Origin of the sequence: Prevotella sp. E13-17 (genome assembly GCF_022024035.1) — a bacterium.
Taxonomy (GTDB): Bacteria; Bacteroidota; Bacteroidia; order Bacteroidales; family Bacteroidaceae; genus Prevotella.
On record NZ_CP091787.1, the window covers coordinates 34,184 to 50,697 of the forward strand.

Consider the following 16,514-nt stretch of genomic DNA (forward strand, 5'->3'; position numbering starts at 1 on the left):
ATAGGAGATGAAGAACATAATAGTAGCGATAGTATGTAGCTTGATGAGCAGCCTCTATGTGGTTGCTCAGGTGCGTGTGATGTCACTGAACTCTGACGATAAACAGGTGGTGTGGCATGTAGCTCCGCAGGATGAGGTGAAGGCTAAAGGTCAGGAGGTGTCGTCAGCAGGATATACTTTTGACGATGATATTATGGCAACAGTTCCGGGTGTGGTGTTTGCCGATTATGTGAATGCGGGCAGAGAGAAAAATCCAGATGTAGCAGATCATATCTATCGTGTTGACGAAACGAAGTATAGCAGGCCTTATTGGTATCGTACAGAGTTCTGTGGGATGACATTAGAGGAGGGGCAACATGTGTGGTTGTGTTTTGACAACACAAACCGTTACGCTGATTTCTATTTCAATGGTCATAAGATTTCTGGCACAGAGGAATCGACAAAGGATGTCAGCGGACACATGCTTCGCTCGCGATTTGATGTGACATCCTATTATAAATCGAATGACAAGAACGCGATTGCAGTGCTCATCTATGACGTCGATCAGAAGAAAACACGCAAGGATGAAGGACCTTATGGCGTGGCCTGCAGCCCCAGCTATTTGGCAGCAGCTGGTTGGGACTGGATGCCTTATGTGCCCGGCAGACTGGCTGGCATCACAGGTCATGCGAGAATAGAGATTACGGGCGATGTGGTGATGAACGATCCATGGATTCGTTCTTTCCTGCCTTCAAACCAGCAGGCTGAACTCTCGGTTTCGAGCGAGCTTAGAAATCTCTCTTCAGAGAAAAAGAAAGTCGTGGTGGAAGGGGTCATTCAGCCAGGGAATATCCGTTTTCAGAAGACTGTTGAGATCAATGGGGGCGAGACGCAGATGTTAGGAATCAATCACCATGATGCCGAGGCGCTTCTTGTCAACCAACCCAAGTTGTGGTGGCCTAATGGCTATGGTGAACCAAATCTTTACACCTGTCAATTGCGAACCATTGTAGATGGTCAGCAGACGGATGTGCGTAGTTTTCGTTTTGGTATCAAGAAATATGAGTATCGCATAGAAAAGAATGCGGTCGGTATGCCGGTACTGATTTTCTATGTAAACGGGCAGCGCGTCTTTGTGAAAGGTGGCAACTGGGGCATGAGCGAGTATCTGCTCAGAATGCATGGCGCACAATATGAACTGCCCATCCGTCTGCACCGTGAAATGAACTATAACATGATACGCCTATGGACAGGATGCGTCACGGATGACGAGTTCTATGATTACTGTGACGAGTATGGTATCATGGTGTGGAATGATTTTTGGCTATATGTGGCATGGAACGATGTGGCAGAGCATGAAGCTTTCAAGGTGAATGCACGCGACAAGGTGCGCCGCCTGCGCAACCATCCAAGCATTGCCCTGTGGTGTGGAGCCAACGAAACACATCCGGTGGCAGACATAGATCAGGCACTGCGCATGATCGTGATGGAAGAGGATGCTAACGACCGTCTCTATACCAGCTGTTCAAACCAAGATGCAAAATCGGGGAGCGGGTGGTGGAAGGACATGCCGCCACGTCATCATTTCGAGACGTCGGCATCGAATTTAGCATTTAATACGCCCAGCTATCCTTATGGCTATAACTATGGTTACGGATGCCGTTCGGAGATAGGTATGGCAACGTTCCCCACCTTTGAGTCTGTACGTGAGTTCATTCCTGAAAAAGACTGGTGGCCACTGCCCACCGACGAACAATTGGAGAAGGACGATGATACCATGTGGAACAAGCACTTCTTTGGAAAGGAAGCCTGGAACGGTGGTCCTATTGACTATAAGAAGTCGGTCAACGAGCGCTATGGAGCATCAGAGACGCTCGAAGCATTCTGTGAGAAAGCTCAACTGATAAACCTGGAAGACATGAAGGGTATGTATGAAGCGTGGAACGACAAAATGTGGAATGATGCTTCTGCTCTTTTGATATGGATGAGTCATCCTGCCTATCCTTCGTTTGTATGGCAGACATACGATTATTATTATGACCCTACGGGCTGCTACTGGGGTGCCAAACAGGCATGCGAACCACATCATGTGCAGTGGAACTGTCTGACAAACAGTGTCAAGGTGATTAATGCTACAAGCACACCATTGGAGGATGTCATCGTCACTGCGCGTATCTATGATATCAACGGAAAGGAAGTGCCAGCACTGACAAAAACAAAGCGTGTGCCTCTTGTAGAGGCTTCAAACGTTAAAGAGGCTTTCGTGTTGAGTTTTGCTGATGACGACATGCTCTCGCCCGTGCACTTCATCCGATTGGAGCTAACCCATCGGGAGCAGTTGTTATCGCAAAATTTCTATTGGCGCAATGGGGAGAATGAACTTGACTATCGGGCACTTCTCACCCTGCCAGAGGCTAAGTTGAAGACCGTTGTCGGTCAACCTCTTGTCAGTGAGCAGTCCAAATATACTACATTCAATATCACACTTACCAACATCTCTAAAACGGTTGCTTTTGCCAATCGCCTGCGCGTGGTGAACAGCAAGACCGGCGAACGTGTGCTGCCTGCCATCATGAGTGATGGCTATGTGACGTTGATGCCCGGCGAACAGCGCACTTTGCGTGTAGAGGTGCCTAACGAAATGATGGCGAACGGACTGAACATTCTGGTGAAACAGTTTAATCAAAAGGAGCGTATGTGCGCTCAAGTCAAATACAAAAACAAACGATGAGAAACTATCTGCTATTTTTAGCAGCCTTCATGACACAGGTTGTTGCTGCCGATGTCGTAAAGCTGCGTTGCGAAGGAATGAGGGACCCACTTGGTATCGACACGACGACACCTCACTTCAGCTGGCAAAACACACTGACACACCGAGGACAGCGACAGACTGCCTACGAAATAGAGGTGGCAAAGGATAGCTTTGCTCTGAGTAAAGGGCAACTTCTCTTGTGGAAAAGTGGTCGTATAGAATCGGCCAACCAGGTGATGGTGCCCTATGAGGGACCGGCACTTCAGTCGCGTCAGCTTTGCTTTTGGCGTGTACGAACGTGGGATGAGAAAGGCCGCTGCTCTTCATGGAGTCGAATAGGGCGATTCGCGATAGGCGCTCTTGATGGTATAAAAGGACAATATATCACAGCTGTGTCAGGCAAGCAGATGGCTCCAACGAGCAAAGTGCGAAAGTCTTTTGTTGTCAACGAATTGGAGAAGCCAGTTTTTGCCTATGTCAACTCATTAGGTTACCATGAACTATATGTGAATGGTCAACGGGTAGGCAATCTGGTGTTGCAACCCGCAATGTCGCAGTTGAACACGCATTCCTTGATTGTGACTTATGATATCACCCCCTATCTTCGTAAAGGCGAAAACGAACTGCTGCTGTGGATAGCACAAGGATGGAATAGAGCGATTACTTTTAAAACCCAGTTTGAGGGACCTCTGGTCAAGGCTGAGGTGTGCCAACAGCATGATAATCATTGGCAGACAATGCTGCAGACAGATGATTCGTGGCAGGCAACAATTTCTCCCTATAGCTATACGGGCAATTGGTTCCCACTGCAGTTTGGTGGTGAGCGTTATGATGCCAACGTTACCGATGTGTGGACAACGGCAACGGCATTCAAAGTAGATCATATTCGCGCCACGCCGCAACTCTTCGAGGGCAATCAAATAATTGACACATTGCAGCCCAAGACCATAAGTCGTCAGGCAGACGGTTCGCTCTTGATCGATTTTGGACGTGTTATTACAGGATGGCTCACGGTTGATTTTGAGCATCTAAAACATCAAGAGGAGGTGCAGATAGACTATACTGACTATATACCTCGCGGGGCTTCCTTTACCAAACAAGCGGATAGTGATCATGGTGATGTGTTTGTTGCCTCGGGCAGTATGCCGATAGAGCACTTTGAGAACAAGTTCCATCATCACGCTTTCCGCTATGTGAAGATCAGTACACAGCAGGTGAAACGCATACAGGCACTGCAGATTAGCGCCTTGCCAAAAGAGGGCGTTGATGTCTCGGCGTTTGTTTGTTCGGATGAGCGCCTTAACGCCATCCACCAGATGATTCATTACACGATGCAGTGCCTCACGATGTCGGGCTATATGGTGGACTGTCCGCATTTAGAGCGTATGGGATATGGTGGTGACGGCAACTCCTCGACCATGACATTGCAGACGATGTATAGCGTGGCACCGACCTATCTGAACTGGCTATCGGCCTGGGAGGATGTGATGGACGAGGATGGTTCTTTGCCCCATGTGGCACCAGCTGGTGGCGGCGGTGGCGGCCCTTACTGGTGCGGTTTCATCGTAAAAGCTCCTTGGCGGTCTTATCAAAACTATGGCGACATACGATTTGTAGAGCGCTATTATCCATTGATGAAACGATGGATGTCGTATGTTGAGAAGTATATGGTCAACGGATTATTGCAGCCATGGCCCGACACCAAGAACAGAGTGTGGTTTCTCGGTGATTGGCTGGCGCCAGACGGCGTAGATGTTGGTGGAGAATCTGTTATTCATTCCAATAATTGTTTTATCAGCGATTGTCTTCGTAATATGGCAGATATGGCGCGATTGCTCAATATAAAAGAAGACGCCAACCATTATGCTGCAATGCGTGACAGCCTGAATAAGCACATTCATGCCTCTTTTTATCATGCAGACACACACACCTATGCCAACGGGACCCCTCTCGATATGTCCTATGCCATGTTGGCTGGCGTTGTTCCTGATTCACTCTATGACATCGTTAAAGAACAACTCATCACGGACTCCTATCATAAATATAAAGCACATATTGCTGCAGGTCTTTTTGGCGTGCCCGTCTTCACAGAGTGGGCTGTTCGCAATCAGCAGTCAGACCTCATGGCTACGATTCTCAGACAGCCCGATTATCCGGGTTATCTGCACATGATCAATAACGGTGCTACTACCACTTGGGAATATTGGAATGGAGAAAGAAGCCGTGTGCACAACTGCTATAATGGCATTGGCACGTGGTTCTATCAAGCCTTGGCAGGCATAACAACTGATCCGCAGCAACCTGGCTATCGTCATATAACCATTCGTCCGCAGCAACCCGCTGGTCTCAAATGGGTACAGGCCACAGTACCCACGCCTTATGGCATTGTTTGCGTGAAGTGGAATAAGAAAACGCTGCGCGTGCGAATGCCCGTCGGCATGACGGCAGATGTGAAATGGGGAGAAAAACAGCATGTCATAGGCAGTGGAGAGTGGCGCTTTAACAAGGATTAACGTAGTAGGTTAGTGGTTGAAGGCACCTTAATCGTGAAACTATTATAATCTCTTGAAGGAAATAACTCAATAACTTAACTATAAATGTACGCAATGAAAGCAAAAGGAAACTTTTTTATACTATTGCTGAGTATGCTCGGTGTAGTCTCTTGTAATGACAGTTTCCTCGATCAGACGGCAACAACCGACCTTAATGAGGAAAGTGTCTTTGCTGACAGTGCTTATGCGACAGGATTCCTGACGGAAATCTATGCCGACATAGGTTTTGATTCAGAATTGGACCGTTTTGGTGAGGGTGGATTGCAATGTGCCACAGATGAGGCAGAGCCGCGAGCTTCGTCTCGTATCACGACAGGTGTCGCATTTGCCATGGGCACCATTAATCCTGTCATCGTAACGGATGATGTGTGGAGTCGTTGTTACACCAATATCCGTCGTTGTAATAAGTTCATGCAGCTTGCCGACCGTGCTCCTATCGCTGCTGCCACACTCAAGCAGTATAAGGCAGAAGCCCGGTTCCTGCGTGCGTGGTATTATTATATGTTGTTGCGTCATTATGGTGGCGTGCCTATTGTATATGACAAGATATATGGAGCCAATGACGAGATTGATGCCACCCGACAGACTTACGAGACGTGTGTGAACTATATCATCGATGAGTGTAATGCAGTGCTTGCCGAGAATGTGTTGCGTCCACGCAACTCTGGTCGTAGCAATGGTCGAATCAGTCAGGCTGCTTGTTTGGCACTGATCATGCGAGTCACCCTAGATGCTGCCAGCCCGTTGCATAACGGAAGCGGTTTCGGAACAGAAGATACCAAGCTATTGTTGGGTTATGAAGATGCCGACCCTCAGCGCTGGCAGCGTGCCTATGAGGCAGCGAAGCGTTGCATGCAGATGCAGGGTGACTATCGGTTGTTCGAATGTCATACGCGTCATAAGTTCCCAGACGACGCTCCAGAACCAGGTTGGGGCTTTTATGCCGTTCAGTCGCCAGCAGAGTTTGTTAATGTGACGACAGACGATACGAGTCGTGGCTCATTCAGTTATCCGTATGCTTCTTATCAAGAAATAATCCTGATGAGGAAGATGCCTTTGAGCATTCATACTTGCCAGCTGTTAGACCCGCCATCGTGTGGCGGTAATGGTGGTGCAGGCTATGCCTATTACGACCTGGCCAAATGCTTCCCCATGATTGATGGTAAGCCTATCGACCAGAGCTCTTATACCTACAACCCACTTCAGCCTGCCCAGAATCGCGACCCACGTTTCGATATCTCTATAGTCTATAATGGCAGTAAGATATGCAACCAGCAGAATTATGCCTACTCGGTTTATACCTATCAGGGCGAGAACTCTACGCAGGATGCCGTCTATTCTGGTACGCCGACAGGACTTTATACGCGTAAGATGTTGCCACGTGCTGCATCGGGCAACTGGTGGGTAGAGCCACCTCAATCACGTCCGCTCATTCGTTTTGCAGAGGTATTACTGAGCTATGCTGAGGCTGCCAACGAGTGGAAGGGACCAGATTTCCAGGAGACACTCTCTGATGGCAACACCTATGGTCCTCTTGAGGCACTGAAACTGATACGTCGTCGTGCAGGCATAGAGCCCGGAGCCGATGGCATGTATGGTTTGAAAGCTGGAATGACACAACAGGAGATGCGCGAAGCCATTCAACTGGAGCGCCGTATAGAACTGGCTTTCGAAGGGTTCCGTTTCTATGATGTGCGTCGTTGGATGATTGCAGAGAAGACCGAGAACCAGCCAATGCACGGACTTGAAATCACACGCGTTATGGGTGATGACAATAAAGTGACTTATGTACCTCGTGAATTTGTGGTTCGTACACATGTGTTCCGCAAGGCCATGTACTTCTGGCCTATTCCCTATGCGGAAATTGTGAAAACACCGACACTTGTTCAGAACCCTTATTATGAATAGTATTATTAATACCATAGAATGATTTCCTTATGAATAATATGATAAAGAATACTGGTAGAGCACTACTGATGGCTTTGTTGCTGACGAGTTGCTCACAGTTCGCAGACGACACATCACCTTATAGTGTGCCGGAAGCTGTAAAGAATGTTAGTGGTGTGTGGACACTGAAGAATGTGACACGTAATGATATCGATATTACTTCAGACATGGACTTCAGTAAGTTCGAGCTACACATCACAAATGATGGACGCTATCACATTGAAAACTATTTGCCTTTTGTCGTAGAGAAAGACGGAACCTGGACGACTGATGATCCGCTCTATCCTTATCAACTATCCTTTCATGAGGATGGGGCAACCAGTCGTGTTACCGTCAACTTCAACTTCCCCGTTGTGAATGGACAACGAACTTTGTTGATTACACTCTCACCGGGTTGCGCAAGTAATGTTTATACGTATGTTTTGGAACGAAAAAACAACCCATAGTATATGAAAAAGAAGTTTTTAAGACATATAACATATGTGATGGTGCTGGCCATGGCCGTGGCACTGTCAGCTGCTGACTGCGTGTTTATCGACCGCTACCAGATAGCCCAGAAAGACGAGAGTGGGCGTGAGGTTTTTTACGCCAAGGCACAGTCGGATGTGACTTTCACCCTGGACGGCAAAATCCAGTGTCGTACAACAGACAATGATGGCTGTACCACGAAGTTTGTTTTTGCCATGTTGGTTCCCAAAGATTGGGACTTGGCCCATCAAGGAGTGGTGACTTACAAATGCGATTTGTCTGATGATCGTAGCGAACAGCTCCCAATGTCAGTCATTCCAGAATCGCAGCTCCCGAAGAATGGCGAAGGACGCACATGGACTCAGTGCCTGCTTTCAGAATATGGAGTCGGCCCTAATGTGCTTGATGATATGGAGTGGGTGGTTTTCCAGACTAACAAGACATGGAACATTCGCAACAACCAAGATCCAACCTATCAGATACAGGTTCGCACACGTGTCGGAAAACGTAATCTGAAATGCAAGCTGGGCTTCTTTGTGAACCATACAGACGATGGCTTCAGCAATGGCACAGAGCATAAGAAGGTTATTTTTGCCAACGAATGTTTTGAGGTGCTCGGAGGCAAAGGAATGACAATAGATTTCTGTAATCGTCATTTTAATCGCGTGTCACCATTGACCGCCCTGCAGGATGACTATATCACCATTAGCTACCTGGCCGATGTCGATCTCTCTTTGACGAGTAATCCTCTGGCGCAAACAGATGAAGTCTATTTGCAAGGAAAGGCAGTAACCGTCGATGGGCGTGAGTATCAAGCTCCGGCAATAGGTCCTCAGACGCAGATGCACAGGCAAAACACACAAAACCGCACATTCAATCTAACCATTTGGCCTTCTGGTTTCTTCAACGTGCCAACAGATGAGTTGATAGATCACATAGACTACTACTTCGTCAATGCCGACGGGACTCGTTTCGTCAACCAGTCAACCGATGATCTGGTGCAACTTGGGTCGGCAGACCGTGACAACGAGCCATTTAACCTAAAGCTTGAATGTGAATAATCACTAACAACTATTAAGCAATGAAAGCAATATCTCGAACATCATTTGCACTCATCGCTCTTGCAGCTATTAGCACGCAGGGGTTGGGAAAGCCCAGTAGCCAGCAAAAAGATTCAGCGACGGTTGAATTCGCTTCGGCATCGGCCCCGTCGGTGAGTGGCCAAGACATGGAGAAATATCTCTCTACAGATATATTGACATCGTTACAGGGACGCATCGCAGGCTTTAATATTGGCCAGTATCGTGGTAGCGACTTGCCTCGTATTTCGGTTAACACTTCCGCAGACCTGATTGGTTACCGACCAGCTTCTTATGGTCAGCTTCCCTATGGCGACAATACCCGTTTTACGCTCTCAAGCCGCGGACTGGCACCCGTCATTATTGTTGATGGCATCGAGCGTGACATGGTGTCGCTTGACCCTGAGGCCATTGAAAGTGTAACGCTGAAGCGTGATGCTCTTTCATCAATGTTCCTTGGCATGAAGAGTTCACGCGGTGCTTTGGTTATTACAACGAAGACACCAACCAGCGATCGCCTTCACTTTGGTTTCACCGCCAAGTGGGGTATTCATGGCAACACGTTTAATCAGAAACCCTTGTCTTCAAGTCAGTATGCCTACTTGTTGAATGAAGCTCTTCAGAACGATGGCCGTTCACCCATCTATAATGCTCAAGACCGTGATGCCTATCGAGATCAGACTTCGCCATTTACTCATCCAGACGTGAACTGGTACGATGAGCTGATGAACAAGAACGCCCTTTCTCAATCGTACAATCTGAATGTGACAGGCGGTGGAAAGGTGGCACAGTTCTTTGTTTCGTTAGGCTATACCGGCGAGGATGGTCTCTTCAAGACAAACAACGACAACGGCTACAACACGAACTTCGATATCAACAGATACATGATCTCGTCGAAGGTCAATATCAACATCACCGAAGATTTCACAGCTTCAATGACAGCCATCGGGCGCATTATCGAAGGCAATCAACCTGGCGGTTCTGGTTCTGGCTATAGCGACTTGCTGCTGAACATCTGGCGCACACCGAATAATGCCTATCCCGTACATAATCCAGATGGAACATGGGGCGGCACAATTGCCTTTACTAATAACCTGGCATCGCAGGCTTGGGAGTCGGGCTATATCAACGACAACATGCGTGATATCATGGCAACGTTGTCTTTGAAGTATGATTTCAATAAACTTGTGAAGGGCTTGTCGGCAACGTTTACAGGTCATGTGACACATCAGACACGTACGGCCATTGTACGTACGAAGCAAAATCCCGTCTATCATTTTTCTATCGTAGATGGTGTTCCCACTTATCTGCGCTATGGTAATTCTATTTCCCAAAGCAATAATTTCACGGCTGTCTCAACCTATCAGAATCTCTATGGTCGTTTGTCGGTTGACTATACCCGTCAATTCGGGCTGCATCATGTTGCCTTAGGAGCAATGGGTGACACTCGTCATGAAGTGGTTCAGTACGATCTACCCATGATTCCTTCAGACATCATGGAAAGTGTGCGCTACGACTATGATCGTCGCTACTTTCTGGAGGCTGCAATGACACAAAGCTACTTTAATCGTTATGCGCCAGACAACCGATGGGGTCATTTCTTTGCCCTCGGTGGAGCGTGGATGGTTAGCCGCGAGAATTTCATGCAGGGCACTTCCGATTGGCTTCAGGAGCTGAAGTTGCGTGCCACTTATGGTCATACAGGTAATGGCATTGACAATTCTGGTTACTATCAGTATCGTCAGCGATTCTCGCAGAATGCTACTGCAGCCTATCCTCAGGGAACATCAATGGGCACCTCTGGTGGTATTTTCACCAGCGAGACGATGCCGATGGCTAATCCGTTCATAACCTATGAGAAAGCTCGTAAGTTGAACATTGGTATCGATGCAACTTTGTTGAATGGTCGTCTGTCAGCAACAGCCGAGTACTATAATGACAAGTATGTTGACTTGTTGCAGACCCGTGGTAAGAGCATCGAGTTGATTGGTGCCACCTATCCTACGGAAAACATAGGCAAGTCGCGCCGTCAGGGTGTCGATATCAGTCTTAGTTGGCAAGACCATGTAGGACCTGTTTCTTACTATATTGCCCCTAATTGGAGCATAGAGTTCACGAAGTTGCTCTTCATGGATGAACAGAAACAACCCTTTAACTATCTTCGCCAGACAGGCCGTCCACTCGGTGTCGTCTATGGATTGAAAGCCCTGGGCTTCCTCAGTGCCGAGGACATCGCCGCTAATTATCCTGTCATGCAGGGTGTGGAAGTGCAACCTGGTGATGTTAAATATGCCGATTTGAATGGCGATAAAATCATTGATGAGTACGACCGCACCGTCATCGGTGGTGATAAACCACTTCAGTACTTTGGTCTTGACCTCGGTCTCAGTCTCTGCGGTTTCGAATTCTCTATGCTCTGGCAGGGCGTTTATAATCGCGACCTTTACGTTGACGACCGTACCCTTGTTGAAGGCTTCCAGAGCATTGGCAACACCTATGGCCAGGCCTATCAGAACATTCTTGGACGCTGGACGCCAGAAACGGCTTCCACTGCAACCTATCCAAGACTGTCGGCAGGAGGCAACACGTATAACTATGGTGGATATTACGGTTCTTCATTGTGGATGCACAAGGGAAATTTCATTCGTCTGAAGAACATGCAGCTAGCCTATAATCTACCTAAGCAGCTCTGCCAGAAGCATCTTGGTGGTATTGGTGTGAAGGTATTCTTCAATGCTCAAAATGCCATCACCTTCTCAGCTTGCAAACTGGTAGATCCAGAAGTCTCTTTCACTTCTTCGCCTTTACAGCGATGCTTCTTTACTGGTATCAATCTCAACTTCTAAAAACACGAACGTGCAATGAAACAAATAAAATATCTCATACTCCTGGTAGTGGGCTCGCCAATGATGCTGACGTCCTGTATGGATAACTATGAAACGCTCCCTGCCGATGAGTTCACTACCGACTATCTGTTTTCCACAACCGATTCGTTAGGTAAGCAGGCACGCCAGTACCTGAACACCATTTACGATATTATGGAGAATGGTCACAACCGTGTGGGTGGCGACTATCTTGATGCTGCTTCTGACGATGCCATCAGCATCGATATGGATGGCGAGCCCGATGTGTTGCGTTTGGTTACCGGACGCTACACTGCCAGCAATGGCGTGGGCAGTGATATGCGCTGGGGACAGTATTATACCGGTATTCGTAAGGTCAACATCCTCATCTCCGGTATTGACAGGGTGCCATTTCGCGCTACTTATAAAAATGCCGTCGGACAGATTCGTCCACTCGGTGTGACTTTTAAGGCCGAGGCTCGCTTCTTGCGTGCATGGTTCTACTTCCAGCTGTTGCGTCGCTATGGTGGCGTGCCTATTGTCGGTGATCGCGTGTTTAATATTAATGATGACGTAGAGTTGCCCCGCAACACGTTTGGCGAGTGTGTGGATTATATCGTGAATGAGCTGGACGACATTCAGGATTCCTTGCGTTCGGTTGGTACCATGAGCAATGTGTCCGAGTTTGGTCATGCACCCACCAAGCAGGCCTGTCAGGCATTGAAGTCGCGTGTGCTGCTCTATGCCGCTTCGCCTCTGTTCAATGGTCAGACCCTCGAGGCCGGCAATGAATTGGTGGGCTATGCCACTTACGACGCTGCTCGTTGGAAGCGTGCTGCCGATGCTGCTCGTGACTTGATTGAAGGCGAGGGCCATAAGGGCAAAGACAGTCTCACACTGACCGAAGACGTCCGCAACGTGTTCCTCAACTTCTATGACTATGGTGCCAATCCCGAGCTCATCTTCTTCCGTCAGGGCGGCAATAACACCAGCATCGAGAACAGCAATGGACCTCTCGGATTCACAGGTCCTCGTATGGGTAACGGACGCACCTGTCCGACTCAAAATCTTGTTGACGCATTCCCTATGGCCGACGGACGTATGCCAGGCGATAGTCCTCTCTATCCTTATTCAGATGCAGATCCCTATTCGAATCGTGATCCCCGTCTTGACAAGACGATTCTGCATAATGGGTCTCAGTGGTTAGGTGGCAAGCTCGCCACATGGCAGGGTGGAACCAATAACCCTGCCAACGGCACGGATTATTCACTTACCAGCTATTACATGTGTAAGTTTATGGGTCAGTTTGCCGACAAGAGCGAATATTCTTCCGTGATTCATGTCTGGGTCATGTTCCGCTATGCAGAAATACTGCTCAACTTTGCCGAAGCCGAAAACGAGTCTGTCGGTCCCACATCCGAGGTGTACGATGCTCTTTATCTCTTGCGCAAGCGTGCCGGTATCAAGAAAGGAACGGTGTCTGGTTACAGCTATGGCCTGAAAGACAACATGACGCAGGCTGAGATGCGCGAAGCCATTCACAATGAGCGTCGCATAGAGCTTGCATTCGAGGAGCACCGCTACTATGACATCCGTCGCTGGCGTATTGCCGAGGATGTGTTTGCCAAACCCTTGCAGGGAATGCAGGTTGTTGAGAGCTCGGGCACTACTACCTACACACGTGTTAACGTGCTCAAGGCCAATTTTGCTGCTCGCAACTATCTCTACCCAATACCCTTCAGTGAAGTCAACAAGAATAGGAACATGGTTCAGAACCCCAATTGGAAATAAGTTATGAAACGACTGATAATCATCTTTGCGTGTCTGATGACATGCATGCTCATCACAGCTCAATCGCTCACAGTGAGCGGTGTCGTTACTTCGCAAGAGAATGGCGAACCTCTGATAGGTGTCACCGTCAAGGCCGGCTCTGCCGGTGTAGGTACTACCACCGATATTGACGGACGTTACTCCTTGACTGTTCGTCAGGGCGAGCGTCTCACGTTCTCCTATGTGGGCTACCGTCAGTTCGTCGCCACGGTCAAGGGTGCCAAGCTCGATGTGGTGATGCAAGACGACAATAGCTTGCTCAACGAGGTCGTTGTGGTTGGTTACGGCCAGGCCAAGCGTATCACGCTGACGGGTGCCGTCAGTGCCATCAATGGTAAGGAACTGCAAAAAGTACCTGTCAGCAGTGTTCAGAACGCGTTGGCTGGAAAACTTCCTGGCTTCTTCTCACAGCAGCGTAGCGGCCAGCCCGGTAAGGATGCCAGCGACTTCTTCATTCGTGGCGTCAGCTCACTGAATAGCGATGGCAACAAGCCGCTTATTATTGTCGATGATGTGGAGTACACCTACGACCAACTATCACAGATTAACGTCAACGAGATTGAGAGTATCTCTATTCTGAAAGACGCTTCAACCACGGCTATCTATGGTATCAAGGGTGCCAATGGTGTTCTGGTGGTCAAGACACGTCGTGGCGAGAGTGGGGTGCCTAAGATCAATGTGCGCATGGAGACAGGTGTGCAGATGCCTGTTCGCACCCCCAACTTCCTGGGCAGCTACGAAACGGCCACACTGGTCAACGAGGCACGTGCCAACGACGGACTGACGCCTTTGTTTACCGATGCCGACCTCGAACATTTCCGTACGGGCGATGACCCCTATGGCCATCCAGATGTCAACTGGTACGATGAGATTTTCAAGAAGACGGCACAGCAGTCGAATGTCAATGTTGACGTGTCTGGTGGCTCCGACCGCTTGAAGTATTTCGTGTCCGTGGGCTATTTCAGTCAGAATGGTCTGGTGCGCAATTTCGATTCTGGCGACGAGCTGAAGAGCAACTATCGCTATCGCCGTTTCAACTTCCGTTCAAATCTCGACTTTCAAGTCACCAAGAATCTCTCTATGCGTCTCGACATCACGTCACGTTTCATGAACATCAACGAGCCGCGTGGTATCAATGCGACTGGCGAGATCTATAACTTCTCGGCCATGCATCCCTATTCTGCACCTGTCATGAACCCCGACGGCTCTTATGCCTATCTTTACGATACCGACACACGTCGTCCAACACTCAATGCCCGACTGGCCAACGAGGGCTATGTGCGCTCACGTCGTAACGACAACAACCTGCTTTACCAGGCTACTTGGAATATGGACTTTTTGACAAAGGGTCTGTCTTCAAATGTACGACTGGCCTATTCTACCATCGACGAGAATGCCCGTTCTGCATGGCGCACAGAATTTCCCACATGGCATTACAACTCAGCTAATGGCACCTATACAATCAACCCAGACAATGTGTTTACAAAGGGTGTGCCTGCCATCACCGTTGAGCCTCGCACTGCCATCAAGGATATGAACCTGATGGCATCGCTGAACTATCATCGTGTGTTCAATGAGGCACATGATGTAGAAGGTATGCTTTTCTACAATCGCGAAAGTACCACCACCGAGCTCAATACTCCTGCATTTGTTGGTCAGCCAAAGGTACCCGAGAAGTTTATGGGTACTACCCTTAAATTAGGCTACAAATACAAGAATCGCTACCTGCTCGATTTCAATGTGGCATACAATGGTTCAGACCGTTTCCAGGCCGACCACCGTTTCGGTTGGTTCCCCGCTGTGGGCGCAGGTTGGGCTATCTCAGAAGAGCCCTGGTTCCGCGACCATGTGAAGGGTGTCGAACTCTTGAAAATTCGCACCAGCTACGGCCTTGTAGGTTCCGATGTGGCCATGGGCAATCGCTACCTTTATAATCAGGTCTATGAGCGTGGCAACAGTTACCAGTTTGCCGAATACGAGGAAGAGTGGTTTCAGGGCTATCGTGAGGGTGCCCTGGGCAACGATCACGTGACGTGGGAGAAGGCCAAGAAGTTCGACCTCGGTGTTGACATCAACCTCTGGAACTGCGTGTCTATGACGCTCGACTATTTCCACGACAAGCGCTACGACCAGCTGGTCTATCGCAACGACATCCCCTTGATGCTCGGTGTCGGCACCTCACCTATCAATGTGGCTCGCACCACCAATCAGGGCTTCGACGGCCAGATTGGCTACCGCAACCATTGGGGCGATTTCAGTTTCAACACCAACCTGGTGTTCTCGTATGCCAAGAACAAGATTGAATACATGGCTGAGGCTCAGCAAAGACATCCGTGGTTGGCACAGACAGGTCATAGCATCGGTCAGCAGTTCGGTTATACGTGGATAGGCTATTACACTCCCGAAGATATCGCTCTCATCAAGGCTGGAGCCGAAGGTGCTCCCGCTGTACCCAACACCGATATCCCCGTACAGGCAGGCGATCTGAAGTATAAGGACCTGAACGAAGATGGCGTCATCGACGACTATGACAAGAGTGCTATCGGTTTGCCCAATCTGCCCAACACCACCATGGGATGGACCATTGGCGGCTCTTGGAAGGGCTTCACATTGAGCGTGTTGTTCCAAGGCTCTTTCAACTATAGCTTCAGCGTTGTTGGAACAGGCATCGAACCCTTCAAGAGCCAGTTCCAGCCACTGCACAAAGAACGTTGGACCTTGGAACGCTATACCAATGGCGAACCCATCAACTTCCCTCGTCTCACCAGCAACCCGTCAACCATCAACAGTGCACAAGCCTATATGTCAAACTTCTGGTTGATCGATGCCTGGTATGTACGTCTGAAGACCATCGATCTGAGCTATGACTTCCCTCGTAAATACACGCCCAGCTTCCTCAGCTCGCTGCGTCTGTACATGAATGCCTATAACCTGTTTACGTGGACCAGCTACGACAAGTATCAGCAGGATCCCGAGATACAGACCAACTCGGCTGGCGACACCTACATGAACCAGCGTGTCTTGAACTTCGGTGTTTCTATGGCATTCTAAACGATGGAGGTTG

8 protein-coding genes are annotated in these 16,514 nt (G+C 48.8%); all 8 read left to right on the forward strand.

The genetic code is table 11. The features are described 5' to 3' along the window. Positions 1-7 precede the first annotated feature (7 nt). The 8 genes from L6472_RS00120 to L6472_RS00155 all read left to right on the forward strand — a co-directional run bounded on the left by L6472_RS00120 (position 8) and on the right by L6472_RS00155 (position 16,501). Positions 8-2,710, forward strand: a complete 2,703-nt coding sequence (locus L6472_RS00120; protein WP_237806065.1) for a beta-mannosidase — start codon at positions 8-10, stop codon at positions 2,708-2,710. Then, entirely contained in the window at positions 2,707-5,244 is a 2,538-nt protein-coding gene (locus L6472_RS00125; RefSeq protein ID WP_237806068.1) for a family 78 glycoside hydrolase catalytic domain, read from the forward strand. Before L6472_RS00120 ends, L6472_RS00125 begins: the two co-directional genes overlap by 4 nt. 93 nt (positions 5,245-5,337) lie before the next feature. Next, positions 5,338-7,191: a RagB/SusD family nutrient uptake outer membrane protein gene (locus L6472_RS00130; RefSeq protein ID WP_237806069.1), complete on the forward strand. Its 1,854-nt coding sequence runs from the start codon at positions 5,338-5,340 to the stop codon at positions 7,189-7,191. Positions 7,192-7,229: 38 nt separating this feature from the next. Beyond that, on the forward strand, positions 7,230-7,676 hold the full coding sequence (locus L6472_RS00135) for a DUF5004 domain-containing protein (RefSeq protein ID WP_237806072.1): 447 nt from the start codon (positions 7,230-7,232) through the stop codon (positions 7,674-7,676). A gap of 3 nt (positions 7,677-7,679) precedes the next feature. Continuing rightward, complete coding sequence (locus tag L6472_RS00140; protein ID WP_237806074.1) at positions 7,680-8,759, forward strand: DUF4961 domain-containing protein; 1,080 nt, start codon at positions 7,680-7,682, stop codon at positions 8,757-8,759. 20 nt (positions 8,760-8,779) lie between these two features. Then, positions 8,780-11,623 (forward strand): SusC/RagA family TonB-linked outer membrane protein, encoded by a 2,844-nt coding sequence (locus L6472_RS00145; RefSeq protein ID WP_237806076.1) that lies wholly within the window; start codon positions 8,780-8,782, stop codon positions 11,621-11,623. A gap of 15 nt (positions 11,624-11,638) precedes the next feature. Continuing rightward, positions 11,639-13,411, forward strand: a complete 1,773-nt coding sequence (locus L6472_RS00150; RefSeq protein WP_237806078.1) for a RagB/SusD family nutrient uptake outer membrane protein — start codon at positions 11,639-11,641, stop codon at positions 13,409-13,411. Positions 13,412-13,414: 3 nt separating this feature from the next. After that, positions 13,415-16,501, forward strand: coding sequence for a TonB-dependent receptor (locus L6472_RS00155; protein WP_237806080.1), 3,087 nt, complete (start codon positions 13,415-13,417; stop codon positions 16,499-16,501). Positions 16,502-16,514 lie beyond the last annotated feature (13 nt).

Excerpts from the sequence above, each read along its gene's own strand:
- L6472_RS00120 (WP_237806065.1), top strand. The coding sequence starts at position 8 with ATGAAGAACATAATAGTAGCGATAGTATGTAGCTTGATGAGCAGCCTC.
- L6472_RS00125 (WP_237806068.1), top strand. The coding sequence starts at position 2,707 with ATGAGAAACTATCTGCTATTTTTAGCAGCCTTCATGACACAGGTTGTT.
- L6472_RS00130 (WP_237806069.1), top strand. The coding sequence starts at position 5,338 with ATGAAAGCAAAAGGAAACTTTTTTATACTATTGCTGAGTATGCTCGGT.
- L6472_RS00135 (WP_237806072.1), top strand. The coding sequence starts at position 7,230 with ATGATAAAGAATACTGGTAGAGCACTACTGATGGCTTTGTTGCTGACG.
- L6472_RS00140 (WP_237806074.1), top strand. The coding sequence starts at position 7,680 with ATGAAAAAGAAGTTTTTAAGACATATAACATATGTGATGGTGCTGGCC.
- L6472_RS00145 (WP_237806076.1), top strand. The coding sequence starts at position 8,780 with ATGAAAGCAATATCTCGAACATCATTTGCACTCATCGCTCTTGCAGCT.
- L6472_RS00150 (WP_237806078.1), top strand. The coding sequence starts at position 11,639 with ATGAAACAAATAAAATATCTCATACTCCTGGTAGTGGGCTCGCCAATG.
- L6472_RS00155 (WP_237806080.1), top strand. The coding sequence starts at position 13,415 with ATGAAACGACTGATAATCATCTTTGCGTGTCTGATGACATGCATGCTC.